Consider the following 20,225-nt stretch of genomic DNA (forward strand, 5'->3'; position numbering starts at 1 on the left):
CCAGAAAGAAGATGATCACTGTGACCGAAGCAACCGCCAGTGCGGGAGCCCTCAAGCGCCTGTCCGACGAGGGCGTGTCGATCTGGCTGGACGACCTGTCGCGGAGCCGGATCAGCACGGGCGACCTCGCCCGACTCGTCGAGAACAGGAACGTCGTCGGCGTCACCACCAACCCCTCGATCTTCCAGGCGGCCATCGGCTCCGGCGAGGGCTACGAGGAGCAGCTGACCGACCTCGCCGTGCGCGGTGTCACGGTCGACGAGGCCGTGCGGATGATGACGACCGCCGACGTGCGTGCCGCCGCCGATATCCTGCATTCCGTATACATCTCCACCGATGGCCGCGACGGACGCGTCTCCATCGAGGTCGACCCGCGTCTGGCCCATGACACCGCGGCCACCATCGCCGAGGCCCGGCAGCTCGCCTGGCTGGTCGACCGCCCCAATGTCATGATCAAGATCCCGGCGACCAGGGCCGGCCTCCCCGCCATCACCGAGGTCATCGCCCAGGGCATCAGCGTCAACGTCACGCTGATCTTCTCCCTGGAGCGCTACCGGGAGGTCATGGACGCCTATCTCGCGGGCCTGGAGAAGGCGCGTGCGAAGGGCCTGGACCTGTCGGCGATCCACTCCGTCGCCTCCTTCTTCGTCTCCCGCGTCGACAGCGAGATCGACGAGCGGCTGACCGGCATCGGCACACAGGAGGCCCGCTCCCTCAGGGGCAGGGCGGCGCTCGCCAACGCACGGCTCGCCTACGAGGCGTACGAGGATGTCTTCGGCGGGCGGCGCTGGCTCGCCCTGTCCGGCGACGGGGCCAACCGGCAGCGCCCGCTGTGGGCCTCGACGGGTGTGAAGGACCCCGCGTACAAGGACACCCTGTACGTGGACGAGCTGGTCGCGCCCGGCACGGTCAACACCATGCCGGAGGCGACCTTGAACGCCACCGCCGACCACGGCGAGATCACCGGCGACACGGTGACCGGCGGCTACCAGCGGGCCCGCGCCGACCTCGCGGCCGTCGAACGGCTCGGCATCTCGTACGACGAGGTCGTACAGCAACTGGAGGACGAGGGCGTCGCCAAGTTCGAGGCGGCCTGGCAGGAGCTGCTGGACGCCGTCGCGAAGTCCCTCGAGAGCAAGGGAGTTGACGCGTGATGAGCGAGAAGCCCGCCAAGGACGTGGCCCAGGTGCGCGTCCCTGTCGTCCCGGCCGCCGACTGGCTGAACCCCCTGCGCGACGCGCGCGACCGCCGGCTCCCCCGTATCGCGGGCCCGTCCGGCCTGGTCATCTTCGGCGTCACCGGCGACCTGTCCCGCAAGAAGCTGATGCCGGCCGTGTACGACCTGGCCAACCGCGGTCTGCTGCCGCCGGGCTTCTCGCTCGTCGGCTTCGCCCGCCGGGACTGGGAGGACCAGGACTTCGCGCAGGTGGTGCACGAGGCCGTCCGCGAGCACGCGCGCACCCCGTTCCGCGAGGAGGTCTGGCAGCAGCTCGCCGAGGGCATGCGGTTCATCCCCGGCGACTTCGACGACGACACGGCGTTCAAGCAGCTCAAGAACGCCGTCGAGGAGCTGGACGCCTCCCGGGGCACCGGCGGCAACTTCGCCTTCTACCTCTCCGTGCCGCCGAAGTTCTTCCCGAAGGTCGTCCAGCAGCTGAAGAAGCACGGCCTGGCGACCCCGCCGGAGGGCTCCTGGCGGCGCGCGGTCATCGAGAAGCCCTTCGGTCACGACCTGAAGTCGGCCCAGCGCCTCAACTCCGTCGTGCACGAGGTGTTCGATCCCGACCAGGTGTTCCGCATCGACCACTACCTCGGCAAGGAGACCGTCCAGAACATCCTGGCGCTCCGTTTCGCCAACCAGATGTACGAGCCGATCTGGAACCGTTCGTACGTCGACCATGTGCAGATCACCATGGCCGAGGACATCGGCATCGGCGGCCGCGCCGGCTACTACGACGGCATCGGCGCCGCCCGTGACGTCATCCAGAACCATCTGCTCCAGCTGATGGCGCTGACCGCCATGGAGGAGCCCATCGCCTTCGACGCGGAGGCGCTGCTCACCGAGAAGCTGAAGGTGCTGAAGTCGGTGCGGCTGCCCAAGGACCTGGGCGCGCACACCGTACGCGGACAGTACGCGGAGGGCTGGCAGGGCGGTGAGAAGGTGGTCGGCTACCTCCAGGAGGAGGGCATCGATGCCAAGTCGAAGACCGACACCTACGCCGCGATCAAGCTGGAGGTCGACAACCGCCGCTGGGCGGGTGTCCCCTTCTATCTGCGCACCGGCAAGCGGCTGGGCCGCCGGGTCACCGAGATCGCGGTGGTCTTCCAGCGGGCCCCGCACTCCCCCTTCGACTCCACGGCCACCGAGGAGCTCGGGCAGAACGCGGTCGTCATCCGCGTCCAGCCCGACGAGGGCATGACCGTGCGATTCGGGTCGAAGGTGCCGGGCACGTCGATGGAGATCCGGGACGTGACGATGGACTTCGCCTACGGCGAGTCGTTCACGGAGTCCAGCCCGGAGGCGTACGAGCGGCTCATCCTGGACGTACTGCTCGGCGACGCCAATCTGTTCCCCCGTCACCAGGAAGTGGAAGAGTCCTGGAAGATCCTCGACCCGATCGAGGAGTACTGGACGGAACACGGCAGGCCGGCGCAGTACGCGTCGGGCAGCTGGGGACCCGAGGAAGCCGACGAGATGCTCGCACGAGACGGACGGAGCTGGCGCAGGCCATGAAGATCGACCTGACCGACACCACGGCAAGCAAGATCAACAAGGCGCTGGTGCAGGGCCGCCGCGCCATCGGCACCCCGGCCGTGGGGATGGTCCTGACGATGGTCATCGTCACGGACGAGGAGAACGCCTACGACTCGATCAAGGCGGCCGAGGAGGCCTCGCACGAGCACCCCTCGCGCACCCTGGTCGTCATCAAGCGGCAGTCCCGCACCCCGCGGGAGCGCACCCGGTCACGGCTGGACGCAGAGGTCCGGGTCGGCTCCGAGGCGGGCACCGGCGAGACGGTCGTCCTGCGGACCTTCGGCGAAGTCTCCGACCACGCCGACTCCGTGGTCCTGCCGCTGCTGCTGCCGGACGCCCCGGTCGTCGTGTGGTGGCCGGCGGAGGCGCCCGACGTGCCCGCCAAGGACCCGCTCGGTGCCCTCGCGCAGCGCCGGATCACCGATCTGTACGCCGTCGAGCGCCCGTTGGAGGCCCTCGACGCCCGTGCCCGCGCCTACACGCCCGGCGACACCGACCTCGCCTGGACCCGGCTGACCCCGTGGCGCTCGATGCTGGCGGCGGCCCTGGACCAGGCCCGGGTGCCGGTGACCTCGGCCGCCGTGGAGAGCGAGGCCGACAACCCGGCCGCCGAACTGCTAGCCCGCTGGCTGGAGGTGCGGCTGAAGGTCAAGGTCGACCGGGTGGTCACCGCAGGACCGGTCGTCACGGCCGTACGCCTCGGCACCGCGAGCGGCGAGATCGTCATCGACCGGCCCGAGGGCCCGCTGGCCACGCTGACCCTGCCGGGGCAGCCGCCGCGCACCCTCGCCCTGAAGGTCCGGGCCACCTCCGAACTCATCGCCGAGGAACTGCGCCGCCTCGACGCCGACGAGATGTACGCCATCGCCCTGCGCGCCAAGGGCACCGAGGAGCACTCCTGACATGTCCGGCACCCCCAAGCTCACCCGGCGCCCCGAGTGGACGGCGCTCGAGGACCACCGGGCCCAGTGGCAGACGCATCTGCGGGAGCTGTTCACCGAGGATCCCGCGCGCGCGGAGCGGTACGCCGTACGCGTCGGCGACCTGCTCATCGACTACAGCAAGCACCTGATCACCGATGAGACCCTGGCCATGCTGCAGGAACTGGCCACGGCGACCGATGTGTCCGGCCTGCGGGACGCCATGTTCCGCGGGGAGAAGATCAACGTCACCGAGAACCGCGCGGTGCTGCACACGGCGCTGCGCGCCCCGCGCGACGCGGTGATCGAGGTCGACGGGGAGAACGTCGTCCCCGGTGTGCACGCGGTCCTGGACAGGTTGAGCGACTTCGCGCACCGGGTCCGCTCGGGCGAGTGGACCGGCCACACCGGCAAGCGGATCCGCACCGTCGTCAACATCGGCATCGGCGGCTCGGATCTGGGCCCGGCGATGGCCTACGAGGCGCTGCGCCCCTACACGGCAAGGGAGTTGACGTTCCGGTTCGTGTCGAACGTGGACGGCGCGGACCTGCACGAGGCGGTACGGGACCTGGACCCGGCTCAGACGCTGTTCATCGTCGCCTCCAAGACCTTCACCACCATCGAGACGATCACCAACGCCACCTCGGCGCGCTCCTGGCTGCTGCGGGGCCTCGACGGCGACGAGAAGGCGGTGGCGAAGCACTTCGTGGCCCTGTCGACGAACGCCGGGAAGGTCGCCGAGTTCGGCATCGACCCGGAGAACATGTTCGAGTTCTGGGACTGGGTCGGCGGCCGCTACTCCTACGACTCCGCGATCGGCCTCTCCCTGATGATCGCCATCGGCCCGGACCGGTTCCGGGAGATGCTCAACGGCTTCCAGCTGGTCGACGAGCACTTCCGCACCGCTCCCGCCGAGGCCAACGCCCCGCTGATCCTCGGTCTGCTGGGGATCTGGTACGGCAACTTCTTCGACGCCCAGTCACACGCGGTGCTGCCGTACTCGCACTATCTCTCCAAGTTCACCGCCTACTTGCAGCAGCTGGACATGGAGTCCAACGGCAAGTCGGTGGACCGGCAGGGCGAGCCGGTGGAGTGGCAGACCGGCCCGGTGGTGTGGGGCACGCCCGGCACCAACGGGCAGCACGCCTACTACCAGCTCATCCACCAGGGCACGAAGCCGATCCCCGCGGACTTCATCGGCTTCGCGCGGCCCGTCGACGAGCTGAGCGGTGAACCGGCGGCCCAGCACGACCTGTTGATGGCCAACTTCTTCGCCCAGACGCAAGCCCTGGCCTTCGGCAAGACCGCCGACGAGGTCCGCGCCGAGGGCGTGCCCGAGGAGCAGGTGCCGCACCGCACCTTCAAGGGCAACCACCCCACCACCACGATCCTCGCCCGCGAGCTGACCCCGTCGGTCCTCGGCCAGCTGATCGCGCTGTACGAGCACAAGGTGTTCGTCCAGGGCGCGGTCTGGAACATCGACTCCTTCGACCAGTGGGGCGTGGAGCTCGGCAAGGTCCTCGCCAAGCGCGTCGAGCCCGCCCTCACCGAAGGCGCGGACGTCCCCGGTCTCGACCCGTCCACCCGGGCTCTCGTCGCCGCGTATCGCACGCTCAAGAACACCCGGAACGCCCAGAACGTTCGGAACGCTCAGGAAGAAGTGAACTGACCATGCAGCTCGGACTCATCGGTCTCGGCAAGATGGGCGGCAACATGCGCGAGCGGATCCGCCGCGCCGGCCACACCGTCCTCGGCTACGACCGCAACCCCCAGCTCTCCGACGTCGCGGACCTGGCCGAACTCGTCGCACGGCTGGACGCGCCGCGCACGGTCTGGGTGATGGTCCCGGCCGGCACCGCCACTCAGTCCGCCGTCGACGAACTCGGGGAGCTGCTGGAGGCCGGCGACACCGTCGTCGACGGCGGCAACTCCCGCTGGACGGACGACGAGAAGCACGCCGCGGAACTCGGCGCCAAGGGCATCGGCTTCGTCGACGCGGGCGTCTCCGGCGGCGTCTGGGGTCTGCAGAACGGCTACGCCCTGATGGTCGGCGGCGCCAAGAAGGACGTCGAGCGGCTCCAGCCGATCTTCGAGGCGCTCAAGCCCGAAGGGCCGTACGGCTATGTCCACGCCGGCAAGGTCGGCGCCGGGCACTTCTCCAAGATGGTCCACAACGGCATCGAGTACGCGATGATGCAGGCCTACGCCGAGGGCTGGGAGCTGCTGGAGAAGGCCGACTCGGTGGACAACGTCCGCGAGGTGTTCCGCTCCTGGCAGGACGGCACGGTCATCCGCTCCTGGCTGCTCGACCTCGCGGTCAACGCCCTGGACGACGACGAACACCTGGAGAAGCTGAAGGGCTTCGCGCAGGACTCCGGCGAGGGCCGCTGGACCGTCGAGGCGGCCGTGGACCACGCGGTGCCGCTGCCCGCGATCACCGCCTCCCTCTTCGCGCGGTTCGCCTCCCGGCAGGACGACTCCCCACAGATGAAGATGATCGCCGCCCTGCGCAACCAGTTCGGCGGCCACGCCGTCGAGTCGGCGAAGGAGTGACCGTCCGTGGGGGACCTCCTTCTGGTCCGCCACGGCGAGACGGAGTGGAGCGTGTCGGGCCGGCACACCAGCCGCACCGACCTGCCCCTCACCGCGCACGGCGAGGAACAGGCCAAGTCCCTCGCTCCACTCCTCTCCGGCCGGACCTTCGCCCTCGCCCTGACCAGCCCGCTCGCACGCGCAATACGCACGGCCGACCTCGCGGGCCTGAGCGGGGTCGTGCCCGACCCCGACCTGCACGAGTGGGACTATGGCGGGTACGAGGGCATCACCACCGCCGACATCCACCGCACGCGGCCCGACTGGGACCTGTGGCGGCACGGCGTACCGTCCGGCCCGGACGGCCATCCCGGCGAGTCACCGCCCGAGGTCGGCCGGCGTGCCGACCGGGTGCTGTCCCGGGTGGGCACCGCCCTCGCCGCCGGTGATGTGATCCTCGTGGCCCACGCCCACTTCCTGCGTGTCCTGACGGCCCGCAGGCTGGGCCTGCCACCCGCGGACGGCCGCCTCTTCCAGCTCGCGACGGGCACGCTCAGCCGTCTGTCGACGGAGCACGGGCGTCCGGTGATCGCGGAGTGGAACAGCAGAGGCTGAGGAAGCCTGGCTCGTCCGGGGCGCCGTATCGGCGGTGGCCCCGGTCGCGCCGGACCCCGGCGGCGAACTCGTCAGTCCGACGAGATACGAGTCCCTGGCCACGACGTGCTCCCGAGCAGGCGTCCGATGTACGGGCTTCTACAATCACCGGCACCGGCCACACCCCGCGCCTTACGCCCGAAGGAACCCGATGACCAGCGTCGACGAACCGGCACGACACAACGGGCGCATCCGTGACGCCGCCCGCACCCGGGCCGAGATCCTCGACGTGGCGACGCAGGAGTTCGCCCGGGCCGGCTACGACGGTGCCCGGGTCGACGAGATCGCCGCCCGCACCCGCACCACCAAGCGGATGATCTACTACTACTTCGGCGGCAAGGAGCAGCTGTTCACGGCAGTCCTGGAGCGGGCGTACGGCGAGATCCGCGAGACCGAGCAGGCACTCGACGTGGAACACCTGGACCCGGTCGCGGCCATCCGGCGGCTGGCCGAGCTCACCTTCGACCACCATGAGCGGCACCCGGACTTCATCCGCCTGGTCAGCATCGAGAACATCCACGGGGCCGAGCACATCGCCGCCTCCGAGAAGCTCGCGAAGATCGGCTCGCCCGCGCTGGACGTGATCCGCCGCATCCTGGCCTCGGGGCGGGAGTCGGGCCTGTTCACGGCCGACGTCGACGCGGTCGCCCTGCACGCGATGATCAGCTCGTTCTGCTTCTTCCGGGTCTCCAACCGGCACACCTTCCGTGCCCTGTTCGGCCGGGACCTGGTCGACCCCGCCCAGCGCGAGCGCTACCGCACGATGCTCGGCGACATGGTGATCGCCTACCTCACGGCGGAGCGCGCGGCGGACTGACGGCGGACCGGCCCCGCTCAGTCGCCGACCAGCAGGTCCGTCCAGGTCGCCGCCACCCGGTCCAGTGCGAACGACTCCCGGGCCTGGGCGCGGGCCAGGTCAGCGGCGGACCGGAAGGGCTCGGGGTCGGCGAGGGCGGCGACGGCCTCCGTCATGGCCTCGGGGTGGTCGTGGATCCATCGGGGGTCGTAGATCTCCTCGGCGCCCGGCCACGGCAGCAGGGCCGGTACTGCCCCGGAGGCCATGCCCTCGGCCGGGGCGAGGTGGAAGCTCTCGTCGTCGCTGGTGGACAGGACGTGTCCGATCCGGCGCAGCCAGCCGGGCACGTCCGCCCCGAACTCGTCGAAGACGACGGCCCCTTCGAGCAGGGGTGACGTCTGCATTCGGCGCAGGACGGCGTCGTAGTGCGCGCGCTCCTCGGGTTTGTTCCAGATCCACCAGTACTCCCACGGCGGCTTGGACTTGACGGAGAGGTGCCAGCGCCGGTCCCGGGCGCGCAGCCCCTCCAGGACGTCCAGGCCCAGATCGAGCCGCTTGCGGCTGGGCGCGATGCCGATCATGCCGAGGCGGAACCGGGCGCCGGGCGCCTTTTGCCGGTCGAGCTGGTCGGCGTCCACCCAGTTCGGGACGACCGTCACCTTGGACTGGGGCCAGCCGGTGCGGGCGAGGGTCCGCCGCCGGTAGTACGGGCTCACGCACACCACCCGGTCGACCGCGTCGATGTCGACACGTCCCGGCCACTCGGCCTCCAGCTCGAACCGGTGCAGCCGTACGACGAGCCGGCTGCCGCGCCGTTTGTGGCGGCTGTACCAGACGGCGGCAGGGCCGCACCACTCGACGACCACCACGTCGGCCCAGTCGGCGAGTTCCCGGCTCGCTGCCGGGTCGTGGCGGGCGAGCGCGGGCCACGCGTCCACTCGTACGTCGAGTCCGGGCAGGGCGCGGAAGTGGTCGAGGAGCCGGGTGAGGAACTTCAGGTCGTGGCCCGCGACACCGACCCGCAGGGGGCGCGGCCGGGTGGTCGTCGCCTGAGGTCCGACCGGGAAGGCCCGGTCGAGGTGCGAGCGCCAGCGGACGGCGGCGGCGTCGAGGGTGTACCGGCCGGCGGCCTCGCGGCAGCGGTCGGCCGCGAGTCGGCGGGCCTCGGGGTCGCGGGCGGCGCGGGTCACGGCCTCGGCGGCGTCGGTGAGCCCGGCGCGGCCGGGGACGTAGAGCGGATAGTCGGCGCCGAGCAGTGCCTCGTGCGTGGGCGTGCGGTTGAGGACGACCGGCAGGCCGAGCGCGCCGAACTCCAGGACCTTGGTGGACAGTTCGAGACTGGCGTCGAGGGCGGGGTCGCGCCAGCCGAGGCCGAGGTCGCAGTCGGCGGCCAGGCGCATGGCCGTCTCCCGGGGCTGTCCGCCGTGGTGCCGGACGCCGGGTGTGCCGCCGTGCAGCGCCCGCTCCATGGCGGACCGGAACCCAGGGTGGGCGGAGTCGTCGTGGATCTTGTCGCCCACGGTGTGGAGCTCGGCGCGGACACCGCGTTCGGCCAGCAGGGACGGCAGCGCCGTCATCGGCAGGGTGTTCCACAGGGGCGCGAACTTCCCGGTGTAGACGAGCCGCAGTGGATCGTGCGGCCGGTCGTGCTCCGGCAGCGGGAAGCCGGGCTCCGGCACGGCGGGCGGGCTGAGCACGCACCGCCCGCAGGCCTCGGGCACCCACGCCTCCAGGAAACATCGCAACTCCTCGGTCTGGCACAGGAGTTGCCGCGAGGCCCCGGCGATACGGGCGAGTTCCGCGCGGGCCTCCTCGGTCATCGCGGCGGCCGACTGCGGGATGTCGGTCAGATAGGCCCAGATCCGCCCGTCGAAGTGACCGTCGGCCACGACCCGGCCGACGAGCCTGCGGCCGCGCAGCACCAGCAGGTCGCAGGGCTCGTCCCGGTCCAGCCGGGCGAGCAGCCGGGAGGCTTGCGCCGGCGACAGTGCCCGGCCGGGCTGCCCGTCGACCAGCCGTTCCTCGTACGGCCGCACCAACCGCACCCCGGGCAGCCCGGCCAGCGGATCGGTCAACCGCCCGGTGCGGACGGGTGCCTTGAGCACCAGCCGGGTCTCGCACCCGGCCGACGACAGCGCCTGCACCGTCGACTGGGCCCAGACGGCGGAGCCGTCGATGAGGTTGAGGTCCACGTCGCCGTAGACCAGCGCGCGCGGCGTACGGCTCATCAGGGTTCCTTCCCACGTCATGACGGCTCCTTCCCGCGCACGGCGAACAGCCGGTACCCCTGCCCGCACCAGCTCTCCGGCGCTGTGCCGCTCAGATGCAGCGACCGGCGTACGAGCAGTGGACGCGCCAGCGCCGGTACGAAGGTGTAGTCGTCGCCCGTCGCGGTGTGGCCGAGCGCGTCGGCGCCCGAGTGCTCCTGGGCGCACAGCAGATCCAGCAGCAGGGTGCCGGGACGCTCCTCGGCGGGGTCGGTCCAGTCCGCGACCCAGGCCGCGGTGGGCGGTCCGGTGCGCACGGCGATCCCCGCGCCGGTGAGTTCCTCCAGGCCCGCCGGGTCGGGCGCGAGCACCTCGGCCGGCCGGTGCAGCTGGTCCAGCACCTGGGCCACCAGCCGTGCCGTGCCGGCCCGGTCGCGGGGCGCGGCCAGCACGGCGACCCGGCGCGCCTCCAGCGGATCCGGCGCGCCGACCAGCCGGGCCAGTTCCGCCAGCCGCACCCGGGTGCTGTCCTGCCGGAACACCTCCCGGAGCCGTTCCCTGCCGTCTTCGGCGGGGTCGAGCCGGGACAGCCGTACGCCGGTGTCCGCGTCGAGGACGGCGTCCCAGGACAGGTGGGCGAGGCCGGGCGCGGTGGCGGCCGGGGCGTCCTGCCACAGGACGGCCGCGCGGCCCGACGCATGTGCCTCGGTGAGGAGTTCGGCGAGTCTGCGGTCCAGATCCGGCGCCAGGCCGGTACCGGCGAGGGACCAGGGCCCATCGCCGGTACAGGCGCTGAGCTGCACCACGACCGCGTCCGGGTCGGTGCGCCGGACGAGCAGGCTGCCGTCGTGCGGCAGCAGCCGGTTCACCACGGCGTCCGCGGTGAAGTCCGCGGCGGTGCGGTCGGTGAGGACGCCCGCCAGCACCAGCCGGTCGCGCGGTGCGGAGGTGAGGGCGCGGTGGGCGAGGTGGAGACGGCCGTCGGCGGCGGTCGCTGCGAGATCGTCGACGGTTGCCGGGGGCTTCGCCGCGGCCTTCCTCGGGGTCGCCCGGCGGGCGCGCCAGAGCCCGTACAACTCCCTCGGCAGCCCGGCCGCTTTGCGGCGCGGCGAGCGCGCCGCCGAGACCAGCGCCCGCCCGACGCGCAGCGAGGTCGATCCCTCCAGCATGGCTACCCGCGCCTCCAGTACGCCGACCCGGTGCCGGGCCCCGCGCAGGTCCGAGGCCAGCTTGTCCTTCTCCCGCACGGCGGCTGCCAGGCGTTCGGCGAGCGACTCGTCGCGGGCGGTGTCCCGGGCTCGTTCCGCCTCCTTTGCCCGGCGTTCCAGATCCAGGACGCGGGCACGCAGGGAGCGGGACACGAAATCGGCGAGGACGTACTCGTCGGCGATCCGCAGCGTCGTCGCGAAGCCCTCCGACGGCACGGGGCGGCCGAACCAGTCGTGCGGCGGCAGGAGTTCGTCGGTCCGGGCGAACACGGCCCCGGCATGCAGATGCAGATAGTCGAGCGGGGTGGCGCGGAGCACCTGGCAGCGGTGGGCGACCAGACCGTCGAGGAGCCGGTGGTACGGGGGTTCGGGCCCGGGGTGGCCGAAGAGGAGCAGGCCGCGTCCGCCGGGGCGCACGCGCTCCAGTACGGCGAGACAGTCGGCCTCGGTGCCGTGCAGGGCGGGGTCCGGGCCATAGGACAGGAGCACCAACTCGCCCTCTCCGATCGGCCGTTGGCCGGTGCGGAGGGCGACTCCGTCGGGGAGGTGGAGATACGGCTCCAGGCGCAGTCCGCCGCCGGTGGCGTCGACGACCGTGGTGACGCCGTCCAGGTGAGGGTGGAGCAGATCGGTCAGACGCATCAGCGGGTCCTTGTGAAGACGTGGAAGCCGACCCGGTTCTCCCGGAATCCGTACGGCCGGAACTCGGTGTGCCGCAGGCCGAGGGGTTCGAGAACCTCGCGGTAGGCGGCTGTCGGGCGGTGCAGTATGTAGTCGCCGAGGGCTCGGGGCGCGGGTCCGTCCTCGTCGGTGAGGATCAGCCGTCCGGTGACCCGGACCAGTGAGGCGAGGTTGCGCAGGCCTGCCGTCCACTCCCTGTCGTCGAGGACGTGGAAGAGGACGTCGACGCAGAGCACGACATCGTACGGCCACGGGCTGCGCCACGCGTCGAGCCGGGCCTCGGCGTACCGCGGGCCTCCGTCGGCGGCGCGGGCCTGGTCGATGGCCTCGCTGCTGGCGTCGAAGGCGTCCACGCGGTGGCCGCAGCGGGTCAGGGCACGGGCGAAGCGGCCCTTGCCGCAGCCCGCGTCGAGGACGAACAGCGGAGCCGCGGGGCTGGTGAGGTCGCCGACGAGGCCGAGCAGCGTGCCGAGCCGCAGCGCGTAGAAGAGTTCGTTACCGGCCCGGTCGAGGCCGATGTGGCCGCCGGAGGCGAGGTCGTCGTGCTCGCGGTGGCGGTTGTCCCAGTAGGCGCGGGTGCGGTCAGACATGATGCTCCAGCCTGCGGGCGACCACGCGGGCTATCCGGGTGCCCGACCTGCCGTCCCACAGCGGCGGCCCCTCGGCGGGCGTCGCCGGCCCGCCGTCCAGTGCCTTGCGCAGCGCGGGCACCAGTTCGGCGTGCGAGACGAGTCGGTTGGTGCCGTGGGTGACGGTGACCGGACGTTCGGTGGTGGTGCGCAGGGTCAGACAGGGCACGCCCAGCACGGTGGTCTCCTCCTGCACCCCGCCCGAGTCGGTGATCACGGCGGCCGCGCCCCGGACCAGGCTCATGAACTCCACGTATCCGAGCGGCTCGAGGACGTGCACACCGGGGGCGCCGTCGAGGCCCGCGGCCTGCAGTGCCGCCCGGCCGCGCGGGTGGAGCGGCACGGCAAGGTCGAGGTGGCGGGCCGCCTCGGCCAGGACGCGGACGGCGGCGCGGGCGGTCTCGGGGTCGTCGACGTTGGCGGGGCGGTGCAGGGTGACCACGCCGTAGCGGTCGGGCAGTCGGTGTGCGGCGCGCGCCGCGGCAGGGTCGAACAGGTCCAGGTGGGCGAGGAGGGTGTCGATCATCGGGTTGCCGACGAAGTGCACCCGGGCGGGGTCGACGCCCTCGCGGGCGAGATGGCCGACCGCCTCCGGGCTGGTGGTGAACAGCAGGTCGGAAAGCTGGTCGACCAGGCGCCGGTTGACCTCCTCCGGCATCGTCGGATCGAAGCTGCGCAGGCCCGCCTCCACATGGGCGACGGGATTGCCGAGCTTGGCGGCGGCCAGGGCGGCGGCCAGCGTGGAGTTGACGTCACCGTACACGACGACGAGGGCCGGGGCGCGGGCGGTCAGTTCGGCCTCCAGGGCCACCAGCAGGTCGGCGGTCTGCCGGGCGTGGCTGCCGGAGCCGACCCCGAGGTCGGTGTCCGGCCGGGGCAGGCCCAGCTGGCGGAAGAACACGTCCGACATACGGGCGTCGTAGTGCTGTCCGGTGTGGACCAGCACCTGGTCGCAGCCGGCCGCGCGGAGGGCGGCGACGACCGGCGCGGCCTTCACGAAGTTGGGCCGGGTGCCGACCACATGGAGTATGCGGCCGTTCATGTCGTTGCCTCCCATGGGTGTTCGGCCTCCGGGGCGACGCGGCCGGCGACGGGGGCGCGGTGCCGCTCCGCCGTCCGGGCCCCGGCGCGAGCGGCCGGCCGGCGCAGGGGGCTCCTCGCGGATCCGCGTTCTGCTCCGTGTCGGCCTACCGTGGCGGCATGGCTCGTCGTATCCCCCGCGCTGTCAGTCTCGCCGCGTCCGTGGCCTGGGGCGAGTTGCGTCACGACCCGGCGCGGGCCGCGCTGCTCGGTGTACGGCTGCTGCCCCGGCCCGTGCGGGGGCGGGTGCGGCCGGTCGAGCGGTGGCTGTCCGGCCGGGCCCGCGCGGCCGGGCCCGGCGCGACTCCGTCCGCCGTCCGGGTGACCGCTCCCGCCGGGCGGGCGGTACGGCCCGTGCCCGGCCGGGTGCTGCACCTGGTCACCAACTCGCTGCCGTTCAGGCACGCCGGCTACACCGTGCGCACCCAGAAGCTCGCCGAGGCGCAGCGGGCGGCCGGGCTGGATCCGCACGTCGTGACCCGGATCGGATTCCCGGTGGCGCAGGGGGTGCTGGACGCCGGTCCGCTGCAGAGGGTGGGCGGCGTGCCGCAGCACCGGCTGCTGCCGGCCTGGCTGCCGTACGGGCAGGGTCCGCTGCTGGCCCGGAACGCCGAGCTGGCGGGCCGGCTGGTGGAGCGGCTGCGGCCGGCGGTGCTGCACGCGGCCACCGACCACGGCAACGGGCGGGTGGCGCTGGCCCTGCGGGAGGCCTACGGGCTGCCGGTGGTGTACGAGGTGCGGGGCTTCCTGGAGGAGACCTGGCTGACGCAGGCTCCGGGGCGCAGCCGACGGGATTCCGTGTACCGGATGCGGCGCGATCTGGAGACGCACTGCATGCGCGAGGCCGACCTCGTGCTGACGCTGGGCGCCGCCATGAAGGCCGAGATCGTGTCGCGTGGTGTGCCCGAGGAACGGGTGCTCATCGTCCCCAACGCCGTGGACGAGGCGTTCCTCGCCCCGCCGCCCGACGGGGCACCGGTGCGGGCCCGGCTCGGCATCGGCGCGGACGAGCTGGTCGTCGGCACCGTCAGCAGCCTCACCCCGCACGAGGGGATCGGCACATTGCTCCATGCGGGTGCCGAGCTGCGGCGGCGGGGTGTTCCGCTGCGACTGCTGATCGTGGGCGAGGGTCCGGAGCGTGCGGAACTCCAGCGGCTGGCCGGCCGGCTCGGTCTCGGCGGCGGTGCCGCTCTGTTCACCGGCCGGGTTCCGCACGCCCAAGTGCGGGATTTCCATGCCGTGTTGGATGTGTTCGCGGTGCCGCGCACCGACGAGCGCGTCTGCCATCTGGTGACCCCTCTCAAACCGGTCGAAGCGATGGCGAGCGGTCTCCCCGTGGCTGCAAGTGATCTCACCGCTATGAGAGAACTGGTCGAACCGGAGGTTAACGGGCGGCTAATTCTCCTCGAATCACCCCTTGCCTGGGCAGATGCCCTCGAAATACTGCTCTACAGTCAAAAGCGGCGGTTCGAATGGGGAGCCGCCGCTCGCGCGCTGGTCGCGCGGGAACGCACCTGGGGCCGGGTCGCGGCAACGACCCGGGAGGCGTATCGCGCTCTTGGATGCGTCTGACTCCCTGGGAACCCCACAAGTCCTGCCTTGAGGCCGGGTGAATCCCTATGCAGGTCGAACAGACCGAACCACTCGGGGACATGAGTGAACCGCTCGGGGACGACAGCGAACCGCTCGGGGAAAAGAGTGAACCCCTCGGGGACGGGGGACGGACCGACGACGTCGAACTCGCGGTGATCGGGCTCGGCTACGTCGGACTGCCGCTGGCGCGGGAGGTCGCCTCGGTCGGCCTGAGAGTAGTGGGCCTGGACCGCGATCCGCGGGTCGTCGCGCGTCTGAACGCCGGGCACTCGCACATCGACGACGTGTCCGATGCCGACGTGCGCCGGATGCGGGAGGCCGGCTTCACGGCGTACACCGATGACGCCTGTCTGGCCCGCGCGCAGACCGTGGTGATCTGTGTCCCGACACCGCTCGGCGAGGACGGCGGGCCCGATCTGGGCGCGGTGACCTCGGCCACCCGCGCGGTGGCGGGCCGGCTGCGGCGCGGCCGGCTGGTGGTGCTGGAGTCGACCACCTATCCGGGCACCACCGAGGAGGTCGTACGGCCGCTCCTCGAGGAGTCCGGGCTACGGGCGGGCGTGGACTTCGCGCTCGCGTTCTCGCCCGAGCGGATCGACCCCGGCAACACGCTGCACGGGCTGCGCGAGACCCCGAAGGTGGTCGGCGGCTGCACCCCGTCGTGCGCGGCGCGCGCGGTGGCCTTCTACGGCAAGTTCGTCGACACGGTCGTACAGGCGAAGGGCACCCGCGAGGCCGAGATGGCCAAGCTGCTCGAGAACACCTACCGGCATGTGAACATCGCGCTGGTCAACGAACTGGCCATCATCAGCCGTGAGTTGCATGTCGACGTATGGGACGCGATCCGCTGCGCGGGGACGAAGCCGTTCGGCTTCCAGGCGTTCCGGCCGAGCCCCGGGGTGGGCGGCCACTGCATTCCCATCGACCCCAACTACCTCTCCTACAAGGTGCGTTCGTCGCTCGGCTACGAGTTCCGGTTCGTCGAGCTGGCGCAGGAGATCAACCGGAGGATGCCGGAGTACGTGGTGCGCCGCGCCCAGGACCTCCTGAACACCGCCGGGCGCCCGCTGCGCGGTTCGCGGGTGCTGCTGCTCGGGGTCACCTACAAGCCGGACGTCGCCGACCAGCGCGAGTCCCCGGCGGTGCCGGTCGCACGGCTGCTGCGTGCGCGGGAGGCCGCGGTGGCCTTCCACGATCCGCATGTGCCGCTGTGGTCGGTCGACGGGACGGCCGTGCCCCGCGTGGATGACCTCATGGCGGCGGCGCGCGAGCAGGACCTGACGATCCTGCTCCAGGACCACTCCGCCTACGACCTGCCCGCCCTCGCCGACACGGCGCGGCTGCTGTTCGACACCCGGGGCCGGATCTTCCGGCCCGGCGTCGAGGTCCTGTAGGCCACGCCCGACGGCAACAGCCGTCCTTTCGCGCGGAGTTGAAAGGTGCTCTGATGCGGATACTCGTCGTCACCGTCGTCCACCACCCCGAGGACGCGCGCATACTGCACCGGCAGATCGCCGCGTTGCGGGAGCGCGGCCACCGGGTGATGTACGCGGCGCCGTTCTCGGCCCGCGAAGCGATACCCCGGCCCCATGTCGAGGGGGTCGACCTCCCCCGGGCCGGCGGGCGGGACCGGCACGCGGCGCTGCGCGCGGCCCGCGCCCTGCTCGCCGAGCGCGGCCCGCAGGCGGACCTGGTCCTCCTGCACGACCCCGAACTGCTGCTGGCCCTCCCGGGCACGCTGCGCCGCTGGCGCCGCGCCGGGACCGTCCCCGTGACCGTCTGGGACGTACACGAGGACACGGCGGCGGCACTGGTGATGAAGAGCTGGGTGCCGCGCGTGCTGCGGCCGCCGCTGCGCGGGGCGGTCCGGGCGGCGGAGCGCCTCGCCGAGCGCCATGTGCGGCTGCTGCTGGCCGAGGACGCCTACCAGGACCGTTTCCGCCGCGTCCATCCCGTCGTCCCCAACCTCGCCACCGTACCGGCCGGGCCGCCGGCGCCGCCGGGCGCCGACCGGGTCGTGTACCTGGGCCAGCTGTCCCGGGCGCGCGGCGCGCTCGATCTGATCGAGACGGCGCGGCTGCTGGCGCCGGACGTGCGGGTCGAGGTGGTCGGCGCGGCGGACCCCGAGGTACGGGACGCGCTCGCGGCGGCCGACCGGGACGGGGTGCTGCGCTGGCACGGGTTCCTCCCCAACGACCGTGCGCTGGAGCGGCTTTCCGGCGCCCTCGCGGGCCTGTCCCTCCTCCACGACCAGCCCAACTACCGCCACTCGCGGCCCACCAAGGTCGTCGAGTACATGGCCCACGGCGTCCCCGTCGTCACCACCCCGACGCCGCTGGCCGTGGAACTGGTGGAGCGGCACGGCTGCGGTCTCGTGGTGCCGTACGCGGATCCGCCATCCGCCGCACGGGCGGTACGGCGTCTCGCCGACGACACCGGGCTGCGGCTGCGCGCCGCCCGGCTCGGCCGCGAGGCGGCCCTGTCGGAACTCGACTGGCGCCACCGGGCGGCCGCGTTCGCGGACCTGCTGGAGGGCTGGGTCGGGGAGACACGGCATCCCGAGCCGCTCGCGGCGCCGCTGCGGCCGTAACGAACAGTGCGGACCGACGCCGGCATGATCCAAACGACACCCCCTGGGTCCGACAGGGCCTAGCGCTTCGGCGCGCCGTACGCCCGCTCGACGTGCAGCCGCAGGACGAGGCGCCGGTCGCGGACCATGGCGGCCCGGTAGTCGTCCCAGTCGGAGTGTTCGCCCACGATGTCTCGGTAGAGCCGGACGAGTTCCTCCACCGTTTCGTCGTACGGGTCCTGCGCGACGGGCGAGAGCTCGGCCCTGCCCTCGGCGACCGTGTACGCCCACCGGTCACCGCTGGTGACGTGGTACGAGGCGCGGGGGTCCCGGCGCAGGTTGCGCGTCTTGGCACGGTCGTCCGTGACCGAGACGCGGATGATCCGCTCGTCGGGGTAGTACGCGTGGCTCACGTTCGACAGCTGGGGGCGGCCGTCGCGCTTGAGCGTGACCAGCACCCCGCCGTGGCCGTCGGAGAGCAGCTTCAGCAGTGCGTCCTGCGTCGCGTCCTCAGTCATGTGTGGAACAACGGCGCGGGACGGGCCGCGCATTCCCGCGCGGGCGCTTCCCACCGGGTCGGTAGACACCGTCTACTAAAGCCTGGTAGACAGTGTCTATGAGTGAGTCCGATACGGGTCTGCGGACCCGGCTGGTCGACGTCGGCGTGGCACTGGTGGCCGCCGAGGGCGCCCAGGCACTGACCCTGCGGGAGATCGCCCGCCGTGCGGGGGTCTCGCACGGGGCGCCGCGCCGCTACTTCCCCAGCCATCTGGAGTTGCTGTCGGCCATCGCGCGCCGCGGCTTCGACGCGCTGGCCGACCGGGCGGGCACGGTGCTCGGCGACCACACGGCACAGCCGCGCGCGCAGCTGACGGCACTGGCGGACGGCTATCTGCGGTTCGCGCTGGACAACCCGGGCATGTACGAGCTGATGTTCCGCCATGATCTTCTGGAAAGCGGCCACTTGGGCCTGCGCGAGACCAGCCTGCCGCTCTTCGGTCTGCTGACGGACCTGGTCGGCCGGGTCCGGCCGGACGCGGACGCCTCCCTCGTGGCCGGCGCGCTGTGGGCGAACCTGCACGGCATCGCCCAGCTGTGGGCCTGGGGAAGCCTCCGACTCGCCACCGGCGCACAGGACTTCGCCCCGCTGCTGCGCTCCGCCCTCGACGCCCACCTCGGACCGGAAGGCGCACGGTGAACCGTCGGATCACCCTGGCGAGCAGCGTGATGGGTGCCGTGGTCGTCGCCCTGGACGGTACGGTCCTCACCGTCGCGCAGCCCACCCTGCAACGGGATCTGCACGCGTCGTTCGCGCAGGTCCAGTGGACCAGCGCCGCCTATCTCATCGCGGTGGCAAGCCTGTTGGTGTTCGCCGGGCGGCTCGGCGACCGGTACGGGCAACGGCGGGTGTTCGCCTACGGCATGCTCGGTTTCGGTGCGGCCTCGGCGGGCATCGGCCTCGCGCCCGGCGTGGGCTGGGTGATCGCACTCCGGGTCGCGCAGGGCGTGTTCGGCGCGCTGCTGCAACCGGCCACGCTGGGGATGCTCCGTGCCGCGTTCCCACCGGACCGGCTCGCGATGCCGCTCGCGGTGCGGACCAGCGCCATCGGGCTCGCGGCCGCCGCGGGGCCGGTCGTGGGCGGGGCGCTCGTCACCGGGCTGGGCTGGCGGGCCGTCTTCTTCCTCAATGTGCTGCCCGCGCTCGGCTTCGGCGTGCTCGCCCTCGCCGCCCGCGGCCCCGATCTCGCCGGCGCCCCGGGCCGGCCGCTGGACCTGCCGGGCGCCCTGCTGCTCGCCGTGACGCTGGCCTGCCTGGTCGACTCACTGGTCGCACCGCATCCGCTCGGTCTGTGCCTGGCCGCCCTCACCGGCGCCGCCTTCGTCCGGCACGAACGCCGTACCGCGAGCCCATTGCTGCCACCGGAGGTGATCGGCTCGGCGTCCGTGGGCGCAGCGCTGGGCATTCTGGTCGCCGCGTCGGCGTCCCTGTTCGGCACGCTGTTCGTCGGCACCTACGTCCTGCAGGGCAGGCTCGGCCTCGACCCGTTCCAGAGCGCCCTGCGCAGCCTGCCGCTGGCGGTGCTGATGGTGCTGTCGGCTCCCGGCTGTGCCGTACTGCTGCGCCGGGTCGGTGCCCGCCGTACGACGGGAGCGGCGATGGCGGCCCTCGCGCTCGGCGTCCTGCTGCTGTCCCGGGCGTCGGGCACCCTCGCCCTGTGCTGCGGATTCGCGCTGCTGGGCGCCGGGTTCGGCACGGTGATGGTGGCGGCGACCCATGTCGTCGTACGGCAGGCGGACGCCGGGTCGGCCGGAGTCGCGGGCGGACTGCAGCAGACCGCCCTCAACATCGGCCCGACGCTGGGCGTGGCGGCGGCCACCGCGCTCATGGGTGCGGGCACCGCGCTGCCGCTGACCGTGCTTGCCGCCCTGGCCGCGGCGGGCGCGACGGCCGCCCGCGCGCTTCCCGGCCGCTGCGTCGCGTCGATCACACAACACCCGGATGAGCGGGCCCGTTCCCGCGTTTCTGAGCGACGATGAGATTCGATGAGGTCAGAGGCGGCCCCGCAGGGGTATGCCGGACCGCATCGCGTACGACGCGAC

General features: G+C 72.4%; 17 protein-coding genes. 12 read left to right on the forward strand and 5 right to left on the reverse strand.

The window, feature by feature from the left end:
* Positions 1-11 precede the first annotated feature (11 nt).
* The 7 genes from tal to Q8A52_RS24865 all read left to right on the forward strand — a co-directional run bounded on the left by tal (position 12) and on the right by Q8A52_RS24865 (position 7,678).
* Positions 12-1,154, forward strand: a complete 1,143-nt coding sequence (gene tal / locus Q8A52_RS24835; RefSeq protein WP_316755334.1) for a transaldolase — start codon at positions 12-14, stop codon at positions 1,152-1,154.
* Positions 1,154-2,734, forward strand: coding sequence for a glucose-6-phosphate dehydrogenase (gene zwf / locus Q8A52_RS24840; RefSeq protein ID WP_316755336.1), 1,581 nt, complete (start codon positions 1,154-1,156; stop codon positions 2,732-2,734). The genes tal and zwf overlap by 1 nt, the downstream gene beginning before the upstream one ends.
* Positions 2,731-3,657, forward strand: coding sequence for a glucose-6-phosphate dehydrogenase assembly protein OpcA (gene opcA, locus Q8A52_RS24845; protein WP_316755339.1), 927 nt, complete (start codon positions 2,731-2,733; stop codon positions 3,655-3,657). The genes zwf and opcA overlap by 4 nt, the downstream gene beginning before the upstream one ends.
* A gap of 1 nt (position 3,658) precedes the next feature.
* Complete coding sequence (gene pgi, locus Q8A52_RS24850) at positions 3,659-5,344, forward strand: glucose-6-phosphate isomerase (protein WP_316755341.1); 1,686 nt, start codon at positions 3,659-3,661, stop codon at positions 5,342-5,344.
* 2 nt (positions 5,345-5,346) lie between these two features.
* Complete coding sequence (gene gnd, locus Q8A52_RS24855) at positions 5,347-6,228, forward strand: phosphogluconate dehydrogenase (NAD(+)-dependent, decarboxylating) (RefSeq protein ID WP_316755343.1); 882 nt, start codon at positions 5,347-5,349, stop codon at positions 6,226-6,228.
* 6 nt (positions 6,229-6,234) lie between these two features.
* On the forward strand, positions 6,235-6,822 hold the full coding sequence (locus Q8A52_RS24860; RefSeq protein WP_316755345.1) for a histidine phosphatase family protein: 588 nt from the start codon (positions 6,235-6,237) through the stop codon (positions 6,820-6,822).
* Between the two features lie 190 nt (positions 6,823-7,012).
* Complete coding sequence (locus Q8A52_RS24865; protein ID WP_316755347.1) at positions 7,013-7,678, forward strand: TetR/AcrR family transcriptional regulator; 666 nt, start codon at positions 7,013-7,015, stop codon at positions 7,676-7,678.
* A gap of 17 nt (positions 7,679-7,695) precedes the next feature.
* Here Q8A52_RS24865 and Q8A52_RS24870 read toward each other — a convergent pair whose 3' ends face one another.
* The 4 genes from Q8A52_RS24870 to wecB are packed head-to-tail and all read right to left on the reverse strand — an operon-like array spanning position 7,696 to position 13,424.
* Positions 7,696-9,906 carry a glycosyltransferase gene (locus Q8A52_RS24870; RefSeq protein WP_316755349.1) on the reverse strand — a complete coding sequence of 737 codons (2,211 nt, stop codon included), beginning with the start codon at positions 9,904-9,906 and terminating at the stop codon, positions 7,696-7,698.
* Positions 9,903-11,714, reverse strand: a complete 1,812-nt coding sequence (locus Q8A52_RS24875) for a hypothetical protein (RefSeq protein WP_316755350.1) — start codon at positions 11,712-11,714, stop codon at positions 9,903-9,905. The genes Q8A52_RS24870 and Q8A52_RS24875 overlap by 4 nt, the downstream gene beginning before the upstream one ends.
* Positions 11,714-12,343 (reverse strand): class I SAM-dependent methyltransferase, encoded by a 630-nt coding sequence (locus tag Q8A52_RS24880; protein ID WP_316755351.1) that lies wholly within the window; start codon positions 12,341-12,343, stop codon positions 11,714-11,716. Before Q8A52_RS24880 ends, Q8A52_RS24875 begins: the two co-directional genes overlap by 1 nt.
* Complete coding sequence (gene wecB, locus Q8A52_RS24885; protein ID WP_316755353.1) at positions 12,336-13,424, reverse strand: non-hydrolyzing UDP-N-acetylglucosamine 2-epimerase; 1,089 nt, start codon at positions 13,422-13,424, stop codon at positions 12,336-12,338. The genes Q8A52_RS24880 and wecB overlap by 8 nt, the downstream gene beginning before the upstream one ends.
* 158 nt (positions 13,425-13,582) lie before the next feature.
* Between wecB and Q8A52_RS24890 the strand changes: the two genes are divergently transcribed.
* The 3 genes from Q8A52_RS24890 to Q8A52_RS24900 all read left to right on the forward strand — a co-directional run bounded on the left by Q8A52_RS24890 (position 13,583) and on the right by Q8A52_RS24900 (position 17,645).
* Positions 13,583-15,034 (forward strand): glycosyltransferase family 4 protein, encoded by a 1,452-nt coding sequence (locus Q8A52_RS24890; RefSeq protein ID WP_316755355.1) that lies wholly within the window; start codon positions 13,583-13,585, stop codon positions 15,032-15,034.
* A gap of 80 nt (positions 15,035-15,114) precedes the next feature.
* Positions 15,115-16,449 (forward strand): nucleotide sugar dehydrogenase, encoded by a 1,335-nt coding sequence (locus Q8A52_RS24895; RefSeq protein WP_316755357.1) that lies wholly within the window; start codon positions 15,115-15,117, stop codon positions 16,447-16,449.
* Between the two features lie 53 nt (positions 16,450-16,502).
* Positions 16,503-17,645 carry a glycosyltransferase gene (locus Q8A52_RS24900; RefSeq protein WP_316755359.1) on the forward strand — a complete coding sequence of 381 codons (1,143 nt, stop codon included), beginning with the start codon at positions 16,503-16,505 and terminating at the stop codon, positions 17,643-17,645.
* A 59-nt stretch (positions 17,646-17,704) separates the two neighbouring features.
* Here the strand turns inward: Q8A52_RS24900 and Q8A52_RS24905 are convergent, their stop codons facing one another.
* Entirely contained in the window at positions 17,705-18,142 is a 438-nt protein-coding gene (locus Q8A52_RS24905) for a PPOX class F420-dependent oxidoreductase (protein WP_316755360.1), read from the reverse strand.
* Positions 18,143-18,240: 98 nt separating this feature from the next.
* Here Q8A52_RS24905 and Q8A52_RS24910 point away from each other — a divergent pair, with 98 nt between their 5' ends.
* Positions 18,241-18,822, forward strand: a complete 582-nt coding sequence (locus Q8A52_RS24910; RefSeq protein ID WP_316755362.1) for a TetR/AcrR family transcriptional regulator — start codon at positions 18,241-18,243, stop codon at positions 18,820-18,822.
* Positions 18,819-20,162, forward strand: a complete 1,344-nt coding sequence (locus Q8A52_RS24915) for an MFS transporter (RefSeq protein WP_316755364.1) — start codon at positions 18,819-18,821, stop codon at positions 20,160-20,162. Before Q8A52_RS24910 ends, Q8A52_RS24915 begins: the two co-directional genes overlap by 4 nt.
* Positions 20,163-20,225: the final 63 nt, after the last annotated feature.

The organism is Streptomyces herbicida, assembly GCF_032656585.1.
Classification (GTDB): domain Bacteria; phylum Actinomycetota; class Actinomycetes; order Streptomycetales; family Streptomycetaceae; genus Streptomyces; species Streptomyces herbicida.

Coding starts and splice junctions, on each gene's coding strand:
- tal (WP_316755334.1), top strand. CDS start 12: ATGATCACTGTGACCGAAGCAACCGCCAGTGCGGGAGCCCTCAAGCGC.
- Q8A52_RS24890 (WP_316755355.1), top strand. CDS start 13,583: ATGGCTCGTCGTATCCCCCGCGCTGTCAGTCTCGCCGCGTCCGTGGCC.
- Q8A52_RS24875 (WP_316755350.1), bottom strand. CDS start 11,714: ATGCGTCTGACCGATCTGCTCCACCCTCACCTGGACGGCGTCACCACG.
- wecB (WP_316755353.1), bottom strand. CDS start 13,424: ATGAACGGCCGCATACTCCATGTGGTCGGCACCCGGCCCAACTTCGTG.
- Q8A52_RS24895 (WP_316755357.1), top strand. CDS start 15,115: ATGAGTGAACCGCTCGGGGACGACAGCGAACCGCTCGGGGAAAAGAGT.
- zwf (WP_316755336.1), top strand. CDS start 1,154: ATGAGCGAGAAGCCCGCCAAGGACGTGGCCCAGGTGCGCGTCCCTGTC.
- Q8A52_RS24900 (WP_316755359.1), top strand. CDS start 16,503: ATGCGGATACTCGTCGTCACCGTCGTCCACCACCCCGAGGACGCGCGC.
- Q8A52_RS24880 (WP_316755351.1), bottom strand. CDS start 12,343: ATGTCTGACCGCACCCGCGCCTACTGGGACAACCGCCACCGCGAGCAC.
- Q8A52_RS24910 (WP_316755362.1), top strand. CDS start 18,241: ATGAGTGAGTCCGATACGGGTCTGCGGACCCGGCTGGTCGACGTCGGC.
- Q8A52_RS24905 (WP_316755360.1), bottom strand. CDS start 18,142: ATGACTGAGGACGCGACGCAGGACGCACTGCTGAAGCTGCTCTCCGAC.
- pgi (WP_316755341.1), top strand. CDS start 3,659: ATGTCCGGCACCCCCAAGCTCACCCGGCGCCCCGAGTGGACGGCGCTC.
- opcA (WP_316755339.1), top strand. CDS start 2,731: ATGAAGATCGACCTGACCGACACCACGGCAAGCAAGATCAACAAGGCG.
- Q8A52_RS24870 (WP_316755349.1), bottom strand. CDS start 9,906: ATGACGTGGGAAGGAACCCTGATGAGCCGTACGCCGCGCGCGCTGGTC.
- Q8A52_RS24865 (WP_316755347.1), top strand. CDS start 7,013: ATGACCAGCGTCGACGAACCGGCACGACACAACGGGCGCATCCGTGAC.
- gnd (WP_316755343.1), top strand. CDS start 5,347: ATGCAGCTCGGACTCATCGGTCTCGGCAAGATGGGCGGCAACATGCGC.